Genomic DNA, 20,042 nt, shown 5'->3' with positions numbered 1-20,042 from the left:
AAAAGCTGCTTATGCGCGCGGATTTCCTTGCGCTCGCAACAGCCGCAACATAAGCTGATCCTGCGCAACCTTGATGCAAGCGGATGCAAGTGTTGGTCAGACCCTGCCTTCTGCTGCGCTTACCTTGAAAGGAATTCATGTTTAATACTCCCCTCAGGCGTACAGCTTTGGCTGCGCTTGTGCTGCCAGCGCTGGCCTCGACCGCGCTCATGGCGCAGACGCTGAACGGCATCAATGGCACGGTCACGGACGCTTCCGGCGCGGTGATCAGCAACTGCCAGGTCGCGGTGACAAATGTGGCAACCGGTGTTGTCACACGCACCGTGAGCAGCTCGGCTGGCTCCTACACGATCCCGAGCCTGGTGCCCGGCTCTTACACTGTGACCTTTACGGCGCCGGGCTTCCAGACCTCTGCGCACAGCGGTGTAACGGTAGAAACGGGCCGCACCTCGAACGTGAACGGCATGCTGACCACGGGCGAAACCTCCACGACGATCGATGTGAAGAGCTCTGCGATCTCACTGCAGACGGATACGCCGCAGGTCGGCGTGACGATCGAAAACAAGGTCGTGCAGGAGCTGCCGGAACAGCTGAACGGACAGGCGCGGCAGATTGACGACTTCATCTTCCTGGCGCCGGGCGTGACGGGCAGCGAGTTCTCAAAGCGCATTTCCGGTGGTGAGGACTTCCAGAACGAAGTGTTGTTCCAGGGTGTGCCGGCGATCCAGTCGGAGACCGAAGGCTTCCAGAGCTACATCAATCCGCCCTTCGAAATGGTCAACGAGTTCCACGTGTCGAGCTCGGTGTTCTCGACGCAGTACGGACTGGGCCAGGGCGCGGTGAACTACAACTTCGTCGGCGGCACCAACAAGATCCACGGCGACGCGTTCGAGATCAACCGCAACAACTACTTCGACGCGCGCGGGCTGGTGCAGATCAACCCGACGGTGCCGGTGGACAAGCAGAACAACTACGGCTTCTCGGTCGGTGGACCGGTGCTGATTCCGCACGTGTATGACGGGCGCAACCGCACGTTCTTCCACGCGAGCTCGGAGTGGTTCAAGTACAACCAGCAGCCCGCAGTGACGATGACGGTGCCGACGGCACAGGCCAAGCAGGGCAACTTCGCAGGGTACTCGCCAATCTATGTGCCGGCGGGCCTGAACTGCGCTGGACTGACAGCCGGACAGCAGTTCCCGAACAACGTGATTCCGCAGAGCTGTATCAGCGCGCTGTCCGCTTCGCTGATTCCGCAGATTCCTGACCCGACGCTGTCGGGGCTGACGAACAACATCAACTCGCAGATCGGCGTGCTGACGACGACGCAGACCTCGTTCGGCTTCACGATCGACCACTCCTTCAACGACCGGCACACGATTCGCTACAGCGAGTGGCGCGACCTCCATAACTCGCCGGCGATCGACAACAATGCCTACTTCAGCAACGAGCTCTCGGGTTTGAAGACCGAGCCGCGTATCGGCTCCGGCTTCTTCCTGACCTATACGGGTTCGATTACGCCCAAGCTTGTGATCACTGCCGGCTTTGGCTGGATGGGCGAGATCAACAACGAGTTCAACGCGCACCAGGGCGTGAACTTCGCGGGTGTGGCGGATGGAACAACGCTGCCCACCATCACCTTTGGCGGCTCTGCTTCAGATGCACCCACGGGCTGGGGCGCCGGCAGCGCTGGCGAGATCAGCAGCATCAACCGCAAGCTTGGGCTGGCGTTCTCAAACAATTACCTGTACACGAAGGGACGCAACACCTTCAACTTCGGGTTTGAGACACGGCGCGCTTACCAGGACGACCACGAGTGCGATTACTGCACGGGCGGCTTCGCATTCTCAAGCCTGACGACCAGCAACGGCAACACCGGATTGACGGGCGCGAACGAGAGCTCGACGGGCAACGCGTTTGCCAGCTTCCTGCTGGGACAGGTGGACAGCGCGAAGCGGCAGCAGGCGTTTGAAACCAAGCTGCGCAATTTCGCGATCTCGCCGTACATCATGGACGATATCAAGATCACGCCGCACCTCACGGTGAATGCGGGCCTGCGTTACGACATCCTGGTGCCCTTCACGGTGGACAACCCCGGCAACGTTGCCTTCCTGGATGTGAACAAGCCCAACCCGGGCGCAGTAGGGCCGAATGGCCCGCTGCTGGGTGCGGCTACCTCGCTGGGACATGGACCAGAGGCAGCAGGGTTCAACCGCGCGGATATCAGCTGGAAGAACGTGGGACCGCGGCTTGGCTTTGCGTACGCGATCAACCAGAAGACGGTGCTTTCGGGCGGCTATGCGATCACGTTCCTGGATGGCGGCGCCTATGAATTTGGAACCAGCAAAGTTGCACTTGATTATGGCAACGTGCTGACGGGCCTTGTGCAGACCACGTCGAGCGGCACCAATGTGCCGGCGTATGGAAGCTGGGATGCGAAGGTGCTAGCCAACCCGGTAGCAACAACCCTGACTGCTTCGCTGGGCAACGGCTCGGGTGAGTTGCATGCATTCCAGAAGAGCGGGATCCGTCAGCCGTACTCGCAGATGTTCGACCTTGGCATTCAGCGGGAGCTGCCGTGGAACCTGTTCGGCGCCGTGACCTATGTGGGCAACCACGGGGTGCACCTGGTCTCGGCACTGAACGACACCAACCAGCTGGACCCGCGCTACCTTGCGCTGGGACAGTCGCTGCTGCAGCCGTGGAACTCTGCGCTCGGCCAGGCGGCACTGAAGACCGCCGGACTGTCGATGTTCAACGGACTTTACGCGCCGTATGCGAACTTCGCCACGGATTTCCCGAACGGGACGATTGCGCAGCAGGCATTGCTGGAGCTGCCGCAGTACCTGGGAACAGAGGACGGCAACACGCTCAACAACTTCGATATGAACGGCGTATCGATTTACAACGCAGTGCAGGCGCAACTGCAGAAGCGCTTTACCGATGGGCTGAGCTTCCTGCTGTCGTACACGTACTCGCGCACCATGTCGAACTCGGATGCAGGTTTCAGCACCAGCACGCCGAACGCCCTGAACAAGTTCAACCAGCGTGCGGAGTGGGCCGTGTCGAGCGCAGACCAGCCGCAGGTGACGGTGTTGAGCGGCGTGTACGAACTGCCGTTCGGTGCGGGCAAGCCGTACTTCAGCGGTGGCAGCCGGTTTATCGCGAACAACGTGGTGGGCGGCTGGCAGGTGAGCGGCACGTTCCAGTACGAAGCAGGAACACCGTTCGGCATCGGCGCGACGGGTTCACCCCTGGCAACAGGTGGCAACCGTGCCAATGTTGTTCCGGGCGCGCCGATCCACCTGAACTACAAGAACTACTACAAGCAGTACACATCGAAAGCACCGGAGCCAGTGTTCAACGTGGATGCCTTTACCGACCCGGGCCGCGTGGCTGTGGGCGATGCAGCACGCAACCAGAGCAACCTGCGCAACCCGTTCAACTCTGTGGAGAACGTCGCGCTGGCGAAGAAGTTCCAGTTCGGTGAGGGCGTGCAGGCCGAGCTGCGGATGGAGTACTTCAACATCCTGAACCGCATGCAGGTGTGCGGACCCAGCGATGCCAACGTCAGCGATATGAACACGGCGGACAATCCGAACGGACAGTTCGGCTACGTAGTAGGACCGTGCCAGGGCAACACGCCGCGCCAGGGGCAGGCCTACTTCCGCGTCTCCTTCTAAAGAAGGCGACCCACCCAACGCTGCAACGCCGAAGAGGGCGACCGGGCTTAACCGGTCGCCCTCTTTCTTTTTTGCCGCGGCGCGTTGGCTAGTGCGAGGGAGGAGGGGCGTTGCGATCGGGAACGTCGGAGGACGCGCCCTGCTGGTGGAGAGCGGCGGTGCGCTGGAACTCGGCGGCTGCTTCGGCGGGTTTGTGCTCCTTCTGGTAGAGGCGGCCGAGCAGGTAGTGCAGCGTGGAGGAGCCGGGTGCAGCGGCGACAGCGGCGCGCAGGGCGTGTTCCGCGTCTGCATCGCGGCCCTGCTGCTGGTACACCTGCGCGAGTGCCTGCAGGGCTTTGGGATTAGAGGGGGAAAGCGCCACGGATTTCTCGAGGAGGGGCAGGCCGCTGCCCAGGTCGCCCTGGGCGCAGAGCAGCTCGCCGAGGTTGAGGAAGGGAAGCGAGTAGCCGGTGGGGTGCGCGGACTCGAGGGCGATGGCGCGCCGGAAGGCGGCGATGGCCTGCGCGGGGTTGCCGAGCATGCGGTAGGCGAGGCCGATATTGTCTTCGGTGCGCGCGCTGCCGGCGTCGAGCTGGTGGGAGGTTTGCAGGGCGGCCAGCGCGTCGGGGTACTGCTCGAGCTTGTACTCGGCGCGGCCGCGGTCGTACCAGGCGAGTGCGTCGTGGGGGGTCCACTGGGTGACGCGGGTGAACCAGTGGTCAGCCTGCGTGAAGTCGCCGGCAACGACGTAGTTGGAAGCGACCACCATGAGATCCGCAGCCTGCGGACGGCGCAGGGTGGCGGCGCGGGCGTAGGCCTGGAGGGAGTCGGTGGGGCGGCTTTCACGGAAGAGGATGTAGCCCAGCAGGTACTGGAGATCGGCGGAGTCAGGTTCACGGGTGAGGGCCGCACGGCACTGACGCTCGGCCTCAGCCAGGTTGCCGGCGCGGAGGAAGGCGGCGATGTCGGCGTGGTCGGAGGGGATGAGCGGGCCGGGGAGGGTCGGGGTGCCTGATGCCTGGGGAAGCGGGGGAGTGGACGGCGGCGGTGCGGAGGGCAGGGCAGAGGAGCCTGGTTGCTGGGTGTAGGCAGCGGATGGAGCGACGAGCTGGAGCGAGAGCACGAGCGTGGTGAGCGAGGGCCGGAGCATTCCGGTTCCATGGTAGCGCCTGCGGCTGGGGATGGCTGGGGGCAGCTGGCAAAGAATCAGCCTCGCTGTTGGGGGGCGGCGAGGCTGCGTGTTGCGGTGGGGGGCGTGTGCCCGGGCAGGTCGGGGCGGGTCGGCAGAGGAGGGGCGGCTGCTTAGGCGCGGGCCTGGCCGTCGTCGTATTCCAGGAAGTTTTCCAGATGGTCCTTGACGGTGGCGTAGCACTCGCACGACCGGGCCTCGAGGCCGGCGATGTCGAGGATCTCGATGTCGCCGCGCTTGTAGGTGATGAGTCCGTCCTGCTTGAGGCGTTCGGCGGCGACGGTGACAGAGGGGCGGCCGGTCCCGAGCATGTCGCCGAGAAACTCCTGCGTGATGTTGAAGCGGTTGCTTTTCACGCGGTCCCTGCAGGTGAGCAGCCAGCGGGCGAGGCGCTCCTGGATGCTGTGCTTGGCATTGCAGCCGGCGGTCTGCATGGCCTGGATGAGCTGGTTTTGCACGTAGCAGATCATCACGGTCTGGAAATGCGGCGAGCGATTGAACTCTTCTTTCGCGGTTTTCAGGGGCACGCGGTAGCCGCGCCCGGGGATCTGCGTGTACACGCGGTTGAGGGAGAGCTTTGTGCCCATCATGGCGGTGATGCCGACGGCTCCCTCGTAGCCGACCATGCCGACCTCGACCTGCGAGCCATCGTCGAAGGTGGTGGTGATGGAGGCCATGCCTGCCTCGATGAAGTAGACGTAGCGGATGGGCTCGCCCATGAGTTCGAGGTCGTACATCAACTCAAAATTTATCGGCTGCGGGCTGAGCCGACGCAAGGTGTCTTCATGCAGGGATTGCAAGAGGAGGTTTTCGAAACGGATTTTCACGGTACGGGCCTCCCAGGATCCTTACGGGCCTGAAGCTTCTGGACTGCTAGGTCCACGATGATCCACCCGAGAAACACTATGCGAGTGTTTTGAACGGATTCTTCTAACTATTTCATATTTTTGTTTCCTGTAAAACAGACATGAAGCCAAGACGCGCCACTCATCTAGGCATGAGCGGTGAAGAGCGCAATGTTGCTGGTGTGGACCCCATCATTGTTGAGGCGACCCGGTTTACCGATGGAGTCATGATTGTTTTTGCGGATGGCAGATATGCTTTTTTCCCCAGCCGCTTTTTGTATGACCACCTGGAAGCGGTGAATGCCGGCCCCGGGCACCCGGGAGACCTGCTGACTGGCTGCGAGTGAGGGGCCACGGGTGTTCGCAGGTATTGCCGGGCCGCGTGGTGGTTGGGCTAGGGAGTGGTTGCTGTCGCGTTGTGAAGCTGCCGCCTGCGTGAGGCGCCTGAGCGTACCGGCCTGTGTGCTGCTCGCGACCTGAGGACCGGTTCGGGCTTGCGGTGTTTTAGGTGTTTTCCCTGGTTGAGGATCAGGTGCGATCCAAGCGGCTCCGGCTGCCGGAAGGGTGCTGCCCTGGAGAAGGCCCCTGGATGCCGAAGCCCGGGTGCGTCAGGGATGTGAGGCGTTTTCGGGGGCAGGGCTTGAGCCTGGCCTGGGAGCGGCTTCGGCCGAGGCAAGGGTGAGTTGCAGGGTGCCGGTGCGGCCGGTTTCGAGGTCAACGACGGAAAGCAGGAGGAAGCGGGCGCCCTTGCGCACGCGGAGTTGCTGGAACATGGGGACGCCGGTGCGGCGGGCCAGGGCAAGCTGCGGGTCGGAGTAGTGGGTGGTGACGGTGTCGATGGCGGAGGAGAGGATATCGCCGTCAGCGTTGTAGGCGAGCACGGCGACCTTGAACCGAGCCTGGTTGCGGCTGGAGGGGTCGTGGGTGAACTCGAGGTCGCCTGCGGTGATGGAGTAGTGGACCGTGAGCGGGATGCCGCCGGTGCCGGGGGGCGCAGGGGCGGGGTCGGCGGCGGGGTGGACCTCGGCGAGGAAGACGATGGGAGGCACGGCAGCGGGTGGATGCGGATCGCCCGCGTCGGCAGGGGCCGAGACGCGTTCGGCTTCGAGGGAACCGGAGGACCTGGGCTCGTCGGCGTAGTAGCCGAGGCGGTACGAGACGTGGAATGGGCCGTCCACCGTGAGGCGGACCTTGTGAAATGCGCCGTTGGCCGCGTAGGGCTCGGGCGAGTAGGTAAGGGTGTAGGCGTGGCGGGCGAGGGTGAGGGCGTTGTCCATCGCCTGGGCAACAGCGTTGGTGGAGTAGAAAGCCTGGCCACCGGTGCTGTTGGCGAGCTCGTCCATGGCTGCCCAGGAGCCGCGCTGGCGGACGTCTTCGCCCTGGGTTACCGGGGAGCCGGTGGGATTGTCCATGTTGGTCGAGTGGGCGCCGTTAATGGTGCCGCCCACGTTAACGACGCCACGCACATCGATGGGGAAGACGGCGACGCGGGCGGCCTCAAGGTTGCGCTGGGTGGAGCGGATAGCCTCCTGCATCTGCCCGAACCCGGGCACGCCACCGGGATCCCCAAGGGGTGTGAAGAGCGGAAAGTTGCCGGCGAGCCAGAGCAGAGATTTACGGCCGGGGTACTGCGCGAGATAGCTGGACAGGGAGTCGAGTGTCGACAGGGCCTTGGAAACGCTCGGAAAGGCGGGCGTAGTGAAGGCGGGGACGCTGTTCTCGACGGCCCGGGCGAGCAGGGCGTGGTCGCTCGTGAGGGACTGCACCATGACGGGTGCACCGTGGCCGGTGGAGCGGAAGACAATGGCCGCGGTGGCGGGCGGCAGGGTGCTGATGGCGTGCAGGGCCTGAACGCGGAGGTACATCTGGTCTTCCACTTCGAGGTTGATGTTGTCGATGAGGAGGACGTTGATGACACGCGAGCCGTTGGACAGGGCGGCGTTGGAGAAGGTGCCGGGAGCCGCGGCCGGGTCAGATGGCCCGGGTGCGGTGGGGGTGGTGGATTCTTCAAAGGTGCGCAGGGTTTGCGGGTGGTTGTCGTCGGAGAGATGGAACGCGGTACGCGGCAGCGCTGCGACTGGATGGTTGTGGGCGTCGGTGACGAGCACGTCTTCAACCACGAGGCGGGTGGTGGAGCGGAGGGTGTAGGGCGCGGCCTGGGGGTCGGCGGGGGCGGACTGCGCAGTGAGCGGCGAGGTGAGCAGTGACGCGAGCAGCGGCAGGACGAGGGCGACGTGGCGCATGGCGATGGCCCTCTCCTCGACGGCCGGTGGTAGAGGGATGCGGGAACGGGGGGTGCATGCTGCCCGGGGAGCGGGGCTGGTCGGCGTCGTTGCGGGCTTGTTCCCGAATTGGTTTCGGTCTGGTTCCGGACTGGTTCCGCGCCATTACCTGGGTGACGCAAAGCGGCGGCATGCGGCGTTGCACTGCCCGGGGGGTGGTTAGGCTGAAGGCATATTTCCGCAGCAATCACAGAGATCGCAGGATTCGCGCGGTTGAGGCAGGCACATGGGTGTTGGTGGGTGGAGAGCACGGCTGTGCGCCGTGATGGGAGCCGTGTTGCTGGGGTTTTGTGCCGCGGGCTGCTCTACAGACGTGGCGTCGCCTGCGCAGAATGCGGCGGCGAGTGCAACGGCTTTGGGGAACTGGTCGCTGCAGCTTGCGGGACCGGATGGCTCGGTGGCGGCGGTGGTGAACATGGGCGTGATGAACGGGGCCGCCGGACTGGCGGCCGTGGCGCACTTTGCGCAGGGTGGCTGCCTCCCGGCAACGACCACGGTGTCGCTGGCGGGGGCCGTGGGGGCTGCTGATGAGCTACAGCTCACCTCGCAGCCATTTGCCGGGACCACGCTGGCGGTAGCGGGTGTGCTGGCAACCGGTGGCGGGAGCCTGGGCAATGCCACCTACGCTTTCAACGGCAGCCCCTGCGCGGGGCTGGCCTCAGGCACGGTGGCGGCGGCGCACTTTGCAGCCATCGCGGGGAACTACGCAGGGAACTTTACGGGCTCGACCGGGGCGGTCACGGCGGTCTCGGCGATGCTGCAACAGGGGAGCGCGCCAGACGGGAACGGGGTGTTCCACGTGACCGGGAATGCGAACTTTGCGAGCAGTGCGTGCTTTGCAACACAACCGACCGTGACCGATTCAACGATTTCCGGAAACTCGCTGGCGACCACGTTTACCAGCGGACCGGTCACGCTGACAGCCTCAGGGACGTTTAGCCAGGATGCCGCGCAGTTGCAGATCACTGCGTGGCAGATTGCGGGCGGGGCGTGCGATGGGACACATGGTACCGGCGTGTTGCAGGAGGCGGGCAACTAGTTCGGGGTGCAGGCGAGCGGTCAAACGGTAACGGCCTGGTAGGGCAGGAACAGGGTAAAGACCGTGCCGCCGGGACGGCCCGGCTGTGACTCGCGGCTGCGCACGGCGAGGGCACCGTGGTGGCGAAGCACGATCTCGCGGCTGACCCACAGGCCGAGGCCGGTGCCGAGATCACCCTTGGTGGTGTAGAAGGCGTTGAAGAGCTTTCCGAGGGTCTCGGCGCTCATGCCGCTGCCGGTGTCGGCAATGGTGATGGAGATGCCCTTGTGCCCGGTGCGCCACTGGGTGGCCTCGCGGGTACGGGCCAGCAGGCGGCCACTTTCACGGATGGCGTCCTTGGCGTTGGCGACGAGGTTGTTGAGGACCTGGCGGATCTCACTTTCCAGGCAGACGATGGAGGCGCACATACGGTCGCGCCGCTCGACCGTGATGCCGTTTCCCACGAGTTGTGAGGCGTAGACGTCGAGCACGGCGCTGAGCAGGTCCACGGGGCGGATGGCCTGGGGCCGGGTGGACTGCTTGTAGAAGCGCAGGGACTGGTTGGTGATGAGGGCGACGCGACGGAGTTCACGATCGGCGTGCTCGAGGAAATAGTCGCGGCGTTCCGCGTCGACTTCGTAGCGGGCGAGGTAGAGCAGGTTGGTGACTGACTCTAGCGGATTGTTGATCTCGTGGGCAATCGAGGCGGCGAGGCGGCCGACGGCGGCGAGCTTCTCGCTTTGCAGCAGGGCTTCTTCGAACTCAACGCGGGCGGTGACATCGCTCTGAATGCCGACGAAGTGGGTCACTGCGCCATCCCGGTTGCGGATGGGGGAAAGGGAGAGTTCATTCCAGAACTGCTCACCATTCTTGCGGTAATTGCGAACCAGGGTGACGGTTTCGCGGCGCGACTGGAGGGCCTCCTGGATGAGGGTGATGCCCGGTTGGTCGCGATCGCCTGCCTGCAGGAAGCGGCAGTTTCTGCCTTCGACCTCTTCGAGGCTGTAGCCGGTCATGAGCTCAAAGGCCGGATTGACGTAGACGAGCGGGGTGTCCGGCAGGCTGGCGTCGGCGATGCTGATACCGCTGGTGACGGAGCGGAAGATCCGGCGGTTGAGGCTGAGCTCGTCCAAAGCGGTCTGGTAGCGGCGAGCGTAGGCACGATGGGCGAACAGAATGACGCCGAGCTGGGCAACTACAGAGGCCGGGCTTTGCGGGAGGGTGATGACGCCCTCGAACTCCGGTGCGCCGGGCTTGCTCCCGCCCTCAGCAGGGTCCGCCGAGGTGGCCGTGGAGAGGGATTGCAGGTCGCGGGTGAGGTCGGAGAGGCGCAGTGGCGCCTCGGCAGGAGCGGCCACCAACGCGACCAAAGCTGGGTGGATCGCTTCGATATTCTCCTCGCGGGTGGCAAATACCTTGCGAATACGGTGCGCGAGGCCGTGGTCTGCAACGAGCAGCTCCATGGTGTGCAGGGAGTCGAGCGCGCCGCCGTGATCGCGAAAGATCGCGTCGTCGTAGGCCAGAATCACCGGCACGAGCTCGAGCTGGGAGCAGACGCTCTCCAGCAGGCGCCGTGCGGTTGGCTCCGCGACGAGAATGCCAAGCGTGGGAGCAGCGTGTCTGGCGTCCATCCTTGCCTCGTGCGCAGGTGCGCGGGTGTGACGGCCGGCTCGACACCGGATGCTGCGCATACCGGGATGCAGCGTGCTACATCCCACTTGAGTGTCTCCCCGCAAAGTAACCGGGGTAAAGTTACCTGCGTACCGACCCTCAACTTTCGTGCCCCTGATTTCTGTAGAACTTTTCGGGCCCACATTCCGATAAGAGGAGCAGCAGCCGGGAACCCTCTCGACTCATGAGGGTTTGGCGGTATCGAGCAGTGATCGCTGTTCCAGAAGTTCGAGTAGCAGAAGCTCGTCTTCGTGGAGGGCATGCGCCTGCTCGGCGATCTCGTGTTCCAGCTGTTGCTTGGCAGCCTGGGTGGTGGTTCCACCGAGATAGGCCTCAAGCACGGCAGGGTGCACGTAGCACTTGCGGCAGACAGAAGGAGTATTGCCGAGCCGCGCGGCAACAGCAGTGATGGCCTGCACGACATTGCGCTTGGCTTCAGCAGCGGTGCTGAAGGGCGCGAACTCACGCAGCGTGACGCAGGCGAGCACGGAGCCTGCCCAGGTGCGGAAGTCCTTGGCGGTGAAGTGCTGGCCGGTGATTTCGCGGAGGTACTCGTTGACCTCGGTGGAGTCGATGGAGTGCGGGGTGCCTTCGGAGTCGAGGTATTGAAAAAGTTCGTAGCCGGGGAGGTCGGAACAACGGCGAATGATGGCGGCGAGACGCCGGTCCTGCAGGTTGATGGTGTGATGCACGCGACTTTTGCCTTGAAAGGTGAAGGTGATGCGGGATCCGTGGACCTCCACATGACGCTGACGCATGGTGGTGAGGCCGTATGACTTGTTTTCGCGCGCGTACTCGACGTTGCCCACACGGATCAGCGTCGCCTCCATGAGGCTGACGATGGTGGCGAGGATCTTTTCGCGCGGAAGGCCGGGCTGCGCGAGGTCATGCTCGATGCGCTTGCGGATGCCGGGAAGTGCACCGGCGAAGAGGGTCATGCGCTCGTACTTGGTTTCATCGCGGTGCTCGCGCCAGCGGGGATGGTAGCGGCTTTGCTTGCGGCCGCGCGCGTCACGGCCAGTGGCCTGGAGATGAGCGTTGGCGCTGTTTGCGATCCAGACGTCGTTCCACGCGGGAGGAAGAACGAGGGACTTGATGCGGGCCAGGGTCCTGGCGTCGCGGACCGGGGTGCCATCGGGTCCGGTGTAGCGGAAGGTTTTGCCATGGCGCCTGCGATGGATGCCGGGGCTCGCGTCGGTGACATAGCGGAGGCCGGCGGCATGGGCGGACTCCTCCGGGTCTGTGATGGGCTCTGCCTGCTCCGGCCTGGTGGCGCGGGGAGTGGTCCGGCGCACTGTGTGCGATTTGGGGCCGCCTCCCTTTGCAGAGCGCCCGACGGCCGCTGCCGCTTTGCTGGAGGGGACTGGTGAGCCTAGGGGGACGTCCGAAAGCTTGCCTGGGGAGGTCGGCAGGTGGTTTGACGCTTGCGACATGGGAGTTTAGGATGCCTGTTCGTTGGGGGGTAGCGCGTGGCGTGTTTTCGTGAGACAGTGTGCGGCATACGGGACCAGGCTCTGCCGGAGTGCGCAGGGTGAGTGCCTGGCGCTGTGCTGATGGCGGCGGATTGCCGGCAGCAAATGAGGGGATGCCTTACTTAGTAAGCAGAGCTATGGCCCGGGGACGCTTCCGGGTGAAGCCTGAATGAAGAAGTTTGCGTCTGATCGAACATTCAGGGATTAGTTCATGAGCTAGCATGAGCGGCAATGACTTAGCACGGCCTCTGAACGGGCTGCTTTTACGAACACGTTCGAGAGTAGAGGGCTGCATCGCTGCGTCCGGCAAAATCCGGCGGCAGTTGGTACAGGCGGGTCCGCGGGTCTATCGCGGCAATTTTTAGGGAGGACGCACACAGTGCACAGCGGTCCGCGACGTCGCACATCCAGCATCGTGACCAGCGACCTGCCACCAAGGCGGGAGGCCTGGAGCGGCGCTACATCCGGAGAGTTGATCGCCGGGCGCGATGAGGCATTTTCCCACCTGGCCGAACTGGCGGCGGGGCTCTGCTGGGCACCGATCGGCATGGTCTCGGTGGTGCTGGAGCCCTGGCTGTACCTGACGGGGGCTTATGGCGTGGATGCTGACCGCGTCCTGCTGGAGCGCAGCCTGGGCCGGCACGTGATGGAGCAGGAAGGCGTGTTCCAGGTCGAAGACGTGGCCGCGCACCCAAAGTTCGCGAAATACCCCGTGATGATGACAGGCAGGATAGGGTTCTACGCCGGGGCGCCGATTCATCTGCCTTCCGGGCAGAAAATCGGTGCGATCTGCGTCTGCGATGTGATCCCCCGGGAACTGAAAGTGTGGCAGGTGCGCGGGCTGAAGCTGCTGGCAGAGCAGACCGATCAACTGGTGGAGCTTCGACTTCGGCAGGCAGGTTGAAGGCGCTGTGACCGCTGTGGTGGCTGCACGCCACCTGCGACGCTAGGGGCGTGTGCGTTGTGGACACGCCCCACCATGGCCCAGACCCGGGGCGCAGGTACCAGTGCGAAATTGTAGGCGAAGACACCGAGGTTGCCGTACGGGAGCCTCGGGAGTTTGTACGGCGTGCCGCAGGTCAGCCCGGGATTGTGGGCCTGCTGGCAACGTCCTTGAGGCTGCAGTGCGCAAGGCGCGAGACCTTGCTGGCCAGACATCGCAACTGCAGAAGAAGATCCGCCGCGATATTGGGAACGCAACGAACCTGCAGCAAGGAAGCACGCTGCCTTGCCAGCGATCGCCTTGGTCGCGGTGGGAAGAGTCAGGTTTGCATTAGGGGAATGCTCGGAGTTGTTAGTGAAGCGCCGAAGTTGCAGACGCTTTAACGTGGCGTTCCTGGCGATGCGCCGGAACTGCAGAAGGAAGCGCGCTGTTTTGTCAGCGAAACGCCGAGTGCAGATGGCAAAGCGCCGAAGTTGCCGGAGGATAGCGTTGCGTCCTTGACAGTGCGAGATATGTAACAAGCTCTTGAGCTGCGACGTAGAGATCACTGCGTAGAGCACCCGCCACGAAGTGGCCGCCAGCCGCGCAGGCGGTTTTAAGTTCTGCTCGTTGCTGCCTGCTTAAGGGCATTGGGCGAGCGTGTCGTTTGGGGCGTTACCGGTGTGCCGGGGTCTGTGGCTGGATACGTTGTTCGGGAACGAGGCCCTGGCCTTCGAGCACGTAGTAGGAATGGTCGACGGCGAGGTTGTGGACTGTTTCCCGGTGGCCCGATGGCCAGAGGATCTCGACGGTGTCGAGCTTGTCGTGGCTGCCCAAGCCGAAGTGCAGCGGCAGGTCGTTTTGTGACAGGTAGCTGCCGCCGCTGCGGACTTCGTCGAGTTGCACGAGGTCGCCGGAAGTAACACGGACGCGCGCGTTGAGCGCGAGGCGGTTGCTGGCGGTGCCTTCGAGCTGGAAGCTGACCCAGTGGTTGCTGGGACCGCCCTGCGGCTGCAGGATCATGGGACCGCCTTCGAGGTTTTCGACGACGAGTTCGAGGTGGCCGTCACGGAAGAGATCGCCGACGGCGAGACCCCGGCTTACCTGCGGGACCTGCAGCGCGGGGCCCACTGCCTTGCTGATGTTGCGCAGGGTGCCGTTGTGCTGGTTGAGAAAGAGCAGCTTGGGCTCTCGGTAAAGGGTGCCGACTGCGCGCGAGTCGACCTGCGGGTAGACGTGGCCGTTGAGCAGCACGAGGTCGGGCCAGCCGTCGTTGTCGAAATCGAAGAAGGCGGTTCCCCAGCCCACGTAGGGCGCGGTAGGGGTCTGGATGCCTGCTTCGGCGGAGACGTCGTTGAACGAGAGCTTGCCGTCGTTGCGGAAGAGCGTGGTGTATTCGTCGCTGAAGTGAGTAATGGCGACGGAGAAGCGGCCGGTGTGGAGGTAGTCGCCGAGCGCGACGCCCATATTGGCCTGCTCGGAGCCATCGTTGGAGAGAGCGATGCCGGCTTCGAGCGCAACGTCAGTGAATTGGCCACTGCCGTCGTTGCGGTAGAGGTAGTTGGGTTCGCCGTCGTTGGCAACGAGGAGGTCGAGCCTGCCGTCGTCGTTCCAGTCGGACCAGACGCTGGTGAGGCCGAAATAGTGGTGCGGATCGTCGACGCCGGAATGGGCAGAGACGTCGGTGAAGGTGCCGTTGCCGTTGTTGCGGTACAGGCTGTCGGGCGAGCCCTGGAGGCCGCGCGGGCCGCACTGTACGGCGATGTCGTGGTAGGTGCAGGTCTTTTTGGAGCCCAGGGCGGGCAGATCCTTGAGGTCGAGCGCGACGTAGTGCGGGACGAAGAGGTCGACGAATCCATCGTTGTCGTAGTCGCCGAAGGCGGCGCCGGTGGCCCAGCCCCTGTCGATGCCGAGGCCGGACGCGACAGTGACGTCGGTGAAGGTGCCGTTGCCGTTGTTGCGATAGAGCACGACGCCGCCGAAGCAGGAGACGAGGAGATCGGGCCAGCCGTCGTTGTTGTAGTCACCGACGACGGCGCCCATGGACCAGCAGGGGTACTCGATGCCGGCGCGCGCGGTGACGTCGGTGAAGGTGCCGTCGTGGTTGTTGCGGTAAAGGGCGTTGCGCGCTTTCACTGCGCCAGTGGGTCCAGCGGCGCTGGACGGCGGGGTCTCGACGTCGGGGGCGTTGGTGAAGTAGATGTCGGGCCAGCCGTCGCGGTCGAAGTCGATGAGGGCGACGCCGCCGCTCATGGAGTCGAGGATGTAGCGCTTGTCGGGGGTGGACAGGTGCTGGAAGGTGATGCCGGTTTTGGCGGTGATGTCGACGAGCTGCGGCAGGGTGGCAGGCAGGGTCGCCGGGGCGGTTGCGGCGGCGGAAGACTGTGCTGCTGTTGTGTGCGCTGCTGCTACCAGCAGTGCGGGCAGCAGCAGGAGGCAGAGCAGGGCGGGGAGCGATCGGCCGTGGGCATGCCTGCCGCTGTGGATGCAGGCCTGAGCGGGCGGGCGCAAGCAGGCGCGGAGCAGTCGCGCTGCGGCGGCGCTCGGGGGCGACGCCGGGCTCATGGCTGTCCGTGTCGGGCGATGGAAGGGTCGGCGGGTTGCGTGGCGGCCGTTTCGGACTCAAGGATGCGGAACTGCCCGCTGCAGTGAAGCATGCTCATGAGATACAGCATGCCATCGAAGTAGCGCTGTTCGCCGACCGGGATGGGGGTACGCCAGAGCTCTTCCACAAAGGCGCGCTCGTTCGCGCCGGGGGTGGCGGCGAGGCCGGCGACGGTGGTGGCCGCGACCATGCCGACGGAGTGGCGGGTGGACAGGGGCTTGCCATCGAGGGTGTAGCGGTCTGCGAAGGTGCTGATGCCTTCCCCGATGAGGAAGCCCTGGATGCGGTCGCTGAGCACGGTCTCGGTGGGGTCCTTGTGCCACCAGCTTGCGTCGACGGACCAGTTGCTGGCGGTGCGCCAAGAGTCATAGGAGAAAGGCACGGGTTCGCCGTGCCGCACCAGAGGGGTCATGTCGAAGTTGCTCTGGTCGGGCGAAAGGCCGGTATGTGGACCGGTGACGGTGGCGAACAGAACGCGGCTCACATCGGCGGCTTTGGACCACCAGGCGCGGTCTTCCGCTGGGCCCCAGTGCGCGAACAGCTCGTAGAAGGCGGGCAGGTGATAGGAGGCGTCGGTGAAACCCGCGCCGACATCGGGCACAAAGCGGACCATGGTGTGCTCTTCCTCGAGCATGGGGCCGGCGGTGGTTTGGCGAGGAGCGGGGTGCGGCGGCGGGGCGGTCGTTGCGGACGGCTTGTGTTCGCCGCGGGCTTCGATGGCGAGGTTGGCCTCGGCCTGCTGCTGCTCGGTGTTGTTGGGGCTGGGAAGCGGGGTCTGGCTGTATTGAAAGGGCTGATCGCCGGGATGGATGCGGAACGGGCCGGTGGCGGTGAGCAATGGATGGTGGCGCATGCCGCGCAGGATGGTATCGGCCTGCTCCTGGTAGTTGTAGATGCCCGCGCCGTCGCCCCAGCGGCGGGCGGCGAACAGCAGCGACATGGCGTAGTACTCTTCGCCGTCGGGCGCGGGCCGGTGGAGCGCGGGGTGCCGTCGGTGTTCATGGACCAGGCGAAGTAGCCGACGTTTGGATTGCCTGGGTCCGTGATGCGCATGAAGGTGTTGGACCAGTTCCAAAGGGCGTCGAACTCGCGCTTGTGGTTGAGCTGGACGGCGATCATCATGCCGTAGCTCATGCCCTCGGTGCGCGCGTCGTTGTTGGCCCAATCGGTGATGTAGGCGAGTGGGCCGTCGGCGTTGGAGCCGGCCTCGAAGTAGACGCGCTCGGAAGTGGCGTCGCCGTGGAAAAGCTGCTGGAAGGCGCGCTCGATTTTGGCGTGAGTTTCGGCGGGAGTTTTGCCCTGCTCGGCGAAGAGGTCGCGGTAGTGGTGGGTGTGGAACGCGCCGCTGCCGTCGCCGGGCAGTGGCGGGATGGATTGCTGCGGGGCATCCTGGTGCGGCGTGGATTGCGCGGCGGCCAGGCTGCCGGCGGCTGGAAGAAGGGCGCCGAGGAGTGCCAGGGGAAGCGCCGGCTGGAAAGCACAGCAAGAGCGAAGCAACATGGACCCCCTACAGCAGTGTTGTGGTCGGGTGGGCGCGGGGTTGTGGAGCAGCACGGCCCTGAGCAGAGGGAACGCTGCGTCGGAGTTGCGTCCCCTGCGTCGCTACGGCCCCTTGTGTCTGGCGCCAGCCCTGTGCGTGATCGTTGGCGCGAGCTGCGCGCGTCCATCGCAGGCGGGGAGCCTGGGGTGGCGTCAAGCAGCAGGGTGACCGGGTGTGTACTGCTGCCAGGGCGGCACCTCGCTCGTCGCGGTACGGCTTGTCATGGTTAGAGGCGCTGCTTGAGTTTCTCAAGGCCTGCGCGCGAAACCTGCACGTCATCTTCAGATTTGCCACCGCTGAAGGCGGCGATCAGGAAGCCGTTTTTGCCCTGGGCAGTGACGCCTCCCTGCCAGCCGAACTCGCCGGTCATGGGAGGACGCACCTGCGAGCCACTGTCCTTGCGGGTGTCGGCCATTTCAGCGGCCTTGGCATAGACGATACCGAGGAGGTTGGAGCCCTTGTCGGTGGCGGAGGGCAGGTCCTTGTAGCGGCCGACGACGACCATCTTGGAGCTCCAGGACTGGAGCGTGTCACCAGGCATGTAGGCGACGATGGCGACGCCGCCGATTTTGAGTTCGTCGGCACGTGCGCGCATGGCGGCAAGGGCTTCATCGGCGATGGGGTCAAACGGAGCGGTGGCGGCGGATTGCGTGGCCTGAGACGGCGCCGGAGCGCTTGCCGGGCCGGACGGCGCGGGCACGAGGGACAGGGTGAAGATGAGAATGAGTGAGATGAGGCTCAAGGCTTGCTCCGTTTGTTCGAGGGCTTTTGGCGCCGCTGGGCGCTGGCGGCTTCGTTTGCCTGCAGACGGACTGTAACAGCGAATGGGTGCGTGCTGCACGCCGCCTCGGTGCGCGGACTGCACGGATACGAGTTGCGGGTGGAGGCCAAGCCAGAGTTTGCTCGGACGGCGTGGTGAGGGGCGCTCGGATGAGTTGTGTGAAGCGAGTGCTTACCGTACGACGGCTGAGGGGGCGCTGGAGCGATCGCTTACTCCGCGACGCCCTTGCCCTCGCTCAGCGTGTAGAAGCGGTCGAGCTTTGTAGGGGGAGTAAGGGTCTCGGAGTGGCCGGAGGGCCAGCGGACTTCGAGCTTGTCGATGGTGGTGGCGGCGCCGAGGCCGAAGTGGAGACGCTGGTCGGAGGAGGAGGCGAAGGAGCCGCCGGCTGTGACATCCATGCGCTGGCGGAAACCGTTTGCCGTGACCCAGACGGTGGCGCCGATGGCGTCGCGCGGGCTGGCGGGCTTGCCGGGCTGCGTGGCAGTGGCGCCGACGAGGCGGAAGGCGACCCAGTGGTTGCTGCCGGGGGCGACGTCGCGGAGCAGGGTGGGCGCGGAGTCCATGTTGTTGAGGACGACGTCGATGTGGCCATCGTTGAACAGGTCACCCGAGGCCATGCCGCGCGAGGGCACCACGACGGCGAGACCGGTGCCCTCGACGGGAGGGACCAGCGAGAGCTTGCCCTGAGTGTTGTGGAACAGCAGCGGGCGCTGGGCCCAGGTGGTGCCCCAGTGCTGCGCGTCGGCCTGCGGGTAGACGTGGCCGTTGGCGATGAAGAGGTCGAGCCAGCCGTCGTTGTCGTAGTCAAAGAAGCCGGTGCCCCAGCCGAGAAAGGGGATGGTGGGTTCGGCGATGCCGGCCTGCTGGGCGATGTCGTTGAAGTTGCCATCGCCTTCGTTGCGGTAGAGCGGGTTGTAGTCGTCGGAGAAGGTGGTGTTGTAGAGGTCGATGCGGCCGTTGTGGGTGAGATCGCCGGCGGCGATGCCCATGCTGGCGGTTTCGCGACCGCTCTCGTTGACGGCGTAGCCGCTTTCAAAGCTGGCGTCGGTGAAGGTGCCGTCGCCCTTGTTCATGTAGAGGTAGTTGGGCGTGGAGTCGTTGGCGACGAGCAGGTCGGGTTTGCCGTCGTTGTTGACGTCGACGAAGAGCGAGGCGAGGCCATAGTAGTGGCCGGTATCGGTGACGCCGGCGTGCTGGGTCTGGTCGGTGAATGTGCCATCGCCGTTGTTGCGGAATAGGTGGTCGGCCTCGCCGGGAAGGCCGCGCGGGCCGCACATAACCTTGACGCCGCGGAACTGGCAGGAGGGCGGCGTGGAGTTAGCGGCGTAGAGCTTCGCGAGCTCGGACATTTTGACGTAGCCGGGAACGTAGAGATCGAGGTTGCCGTCGCCGTCGTAGTCGCCCCAGGTGGCGCCGGTGGTCCAGCCGCCGACGGTGACCCCAGCTTTTTCGGCAACGTCGGTGAAGGTGCCGTCGTGATTGTTGCGATAGAGGCGGTTCGCCCCGTTGTTGGTGACGTAGATGTCGGGCCAGCCGTCGTTGTCGTAGTCGCCGACCACGACGCCGAAGCCCCAGCGGTCGTTGGCGACGCCGGCTTTCGCTGCGACGTCGGTGAAGGTGCCGTCGTGGTTGTTGTGGAAGAGCGCCGCATGGGGCGGGGTGGCTTTGCCGGACTCGGCGTCAGCGGTGGAGCCACTGACGAGGTAGATGTCGAGCCAGCCGTCGTGGTCGTAGTCGAGCAGGGCGACGCCGGAGCCGATGGACTCAACGATGAGGTCTTTTTGCGGGGTACCCATGTGGTGGGACCAGGTGGCGAGGCCGGATTGCTTGGTGATGTCTTTGAAGACGATGGGGCCGGTGGGAACGAAACCGCCAGCGGTGATGGGGCGTTGCTGGCTGTCAAGAATGGCCGGTTGCGCGAGACCGGTGGAGACGCTGCCCTGGCCGGGCTGGGCTTGCGGGTTCTGCTGGGAGCCCATGCCTGCGGGGGCGAAGCAGGCGTGGGGGTTTGTGCCGAGGCGAGGGTGGCGAGTGCAAGCATGGCCAAGGTGCAGAGTG

13 protein-coding genes are annotated in these 20,042 nt (G+C 64.8%); 4 read left to right on the top strand and 9 right to left on the bottom strand.

Going from position 1 to position 20,042, the window contains the following annotated elements:
- The first annotated feature begins 137 nt into the window (after nucleotides 1–137).
- Complete coding sequence (locus D1Y84_RS07995; RefSeq protein WP_124848046.1) at nucleotides 138–3,680, top strand: TonB-dependent receptor; 3,543 nt, start codon at nucleotides 138–140, stop codon at nucleotides 3,678–3,680.
- Nucleotides 3,681–3,768: 88 nt separating this feature from the next.
- Here D1Y84_RS07995 and D1Y84_RS07990 read toward each other — a convergent pair whose 3' ends face one another.
- Nucleotides 3,769–4,809, bottom strand: coding sequence for a lipopolysaccharide assembly protein LapB (locus D1Y84_RS07990; protein WP_124848045.1), 1,041 nt, complete (start codon nucleotides 4,807–4,809; stop codon nucleotides 3,769–3,771).
- Nucleotides 4,810–4,961: 152 nt separating this feature from the next.
- Entirely contained in the window at nucleotides 4,962–5,675 is a 714-nt protein-coding gene (locus D1Y84_RS07985; protein WP_233581267.1) for a Crp/Fnr family transcriptional regulator, read from the bottom strand.
- A 140-nt stretch (nucleotides 5,676–5,815) separates the two neighbouring features.
- Here D1Y84_RS07985 and D1Y84_RS07980 point away from each other — a divergent pair, with 140 nt between their 5' ends.
- Nucleotides 5,816–6,040, top strand: coding sequence for a hypothetical protein (locus D1Y84_RS07980; protein ID WP_124848044.1), 225 nt, complete (start codon nucleotides 5,816–5,818; stop codon nucleotides 6,038–6,040).
- 261 nt (nucleotides 6,041–6,301) lie between these two features.
- On the opposite strand, the gene D1Y84_RS07975 is transcribed toward D1Y84_RS07980, so the two are convergent.
- Entirely contained in the window at nucleotides 6,302–7,936 is a 1,635-nt protein-coding gene (locus D1Y84_RS07975) for a VWA domain-containing protein (RefSeq protein ID WP_124848043.1), read from the bottom strand.
- A gap of 316 nt (nucleotides 7,937–8,252) precedes the next feature.
- On the opposite strand from D1Y84_RS07975, the gene D1Y84_RS07970 reads away from it, so the two are divergent.
- Nucleotides 8,253–9,014: a hypothetical protein gene (locus D1Y84_RS07970; RefSeq protein WP_124848042.1), complete on the top strand. Its 762-nt coding sequence runs from the start codon at nucleotides 8,253–8,255 to the stop codon at nucleotides 9,012–9,014.
- Nucleotides 9,015–9,034: 20 nt separating this feature from the next.
- On the opposite strand, the gene D1Y84_RS07965 is transcribed toward D1Y84_RS07970, so the two are convergent.
- Together D1Y84_RS07965 and D1Y84_RS07960 are read right to left on the bottom strand one after the other, a co-directional pair.
- Entirely contained in the window at nucleotides 9,035–10,624 is a 1,590-nt protein-coding gene (locus tag D1Y84_RS07965) for a nitrogen regulation protein NR(II) (protein ID WP_124848041.1), read from the bottom strand.
- Nucleotides 10,625–10,846: 222 nt separating this feature from the next.
- Nucleotides 10,847–11,959, bottom strand: coding sequence for a DNA topoisomerase IB (locus D1Y84_RS07960; RefSeq protein ID WP_233581266.1), 1,113 nt, complete (start codon nucleotides 11,957–11,959; stop codon nucleotides 10,847–10,849).
- A gap of 592 nt (nucleotides 11,960–12,551) precedes the next feature.
- On the opposite strand from D1Y84_RS07960, the gene D1Y84_RS07955 reads away from it, so the two are divergent.
- A complete protein-coding gene (locus D1Y84_RS07955; protein WP_124848039.1) occupies nucleotides 12,552–13,040 on the top strand; it encodes a GAF domain-containing protein in 489 nt (162 codons plus the stop codon).
- Between the two features lie 693 nt (nucleotides 13,041–13,733).
- Here D1Y84_RS07955 and D1Y84_RS07950 read toward each other — a convergent pair.
- The 4 genes from D1Y84_RS07950 to D1Y84_RS07930 form a co-directional block, all read right to left on the bottom strand.
- A complete protein-coding gene (locus D1Y84_RS07950) occupies nucleotides 13,734–15,569 on the bottom strand; it encodes a CRTAC1 family protein (protein WP_233581265.1) in 1,836 nt (611 codons plus the stop codon).
- A gap of 50 nt (nucleotides 15,570–15,619) precedes the next feature.
- Nucleotides 15,620–16,603, bottom strand: coding sequence for a glycosyl hydrolase family 8 (locus D1Y84_RS07945; RefSeq protein WP_124848037.1), 984 nt, complete (start codon nucleotides 16,601–16,603; stop codon nucleotides 15,620–15,622).
- A gap of 826 nt (nucleotides 16,604–17,429) precedes the next feature.
- Entirely contained in the window at nucleotides 17,430–17,945 is a 516-nt protein-coding gene (locus tag D1Y84_RS07935; RefSeq protein WP_124848036.1) for a hypothetical protein, read from the bottom strand.
- Between the two features lie 248 nt (nucleotides 17,946–18,193).
- A complete protein-coding gene (locus D1Y84_RS07930; RefSeq protein ID WP_124848035.1) occupies nucleotides 18,194–19,963 on the bottom strand; it encodes a CRTAC1 family protein in 1,770 nt (589 codons plus the stop codon).
- Nucleotides 19,964–20,042 lie beyond the last annotated feature (79 nt).

Source organism: Acidipila sp. EB88 (assembly GCF_003858395.1).
In the GTDB taxonomy this organism is placed as follows: Bacteria; Acidobacteriota; Terriglobia; order Terriglobales; family Acidobacteriaceae; genus EB88.
Note: the sequence above shows the minus strand (reverse complement) of the source record. Positions and strands in the feature narration are given on the sequence as shown.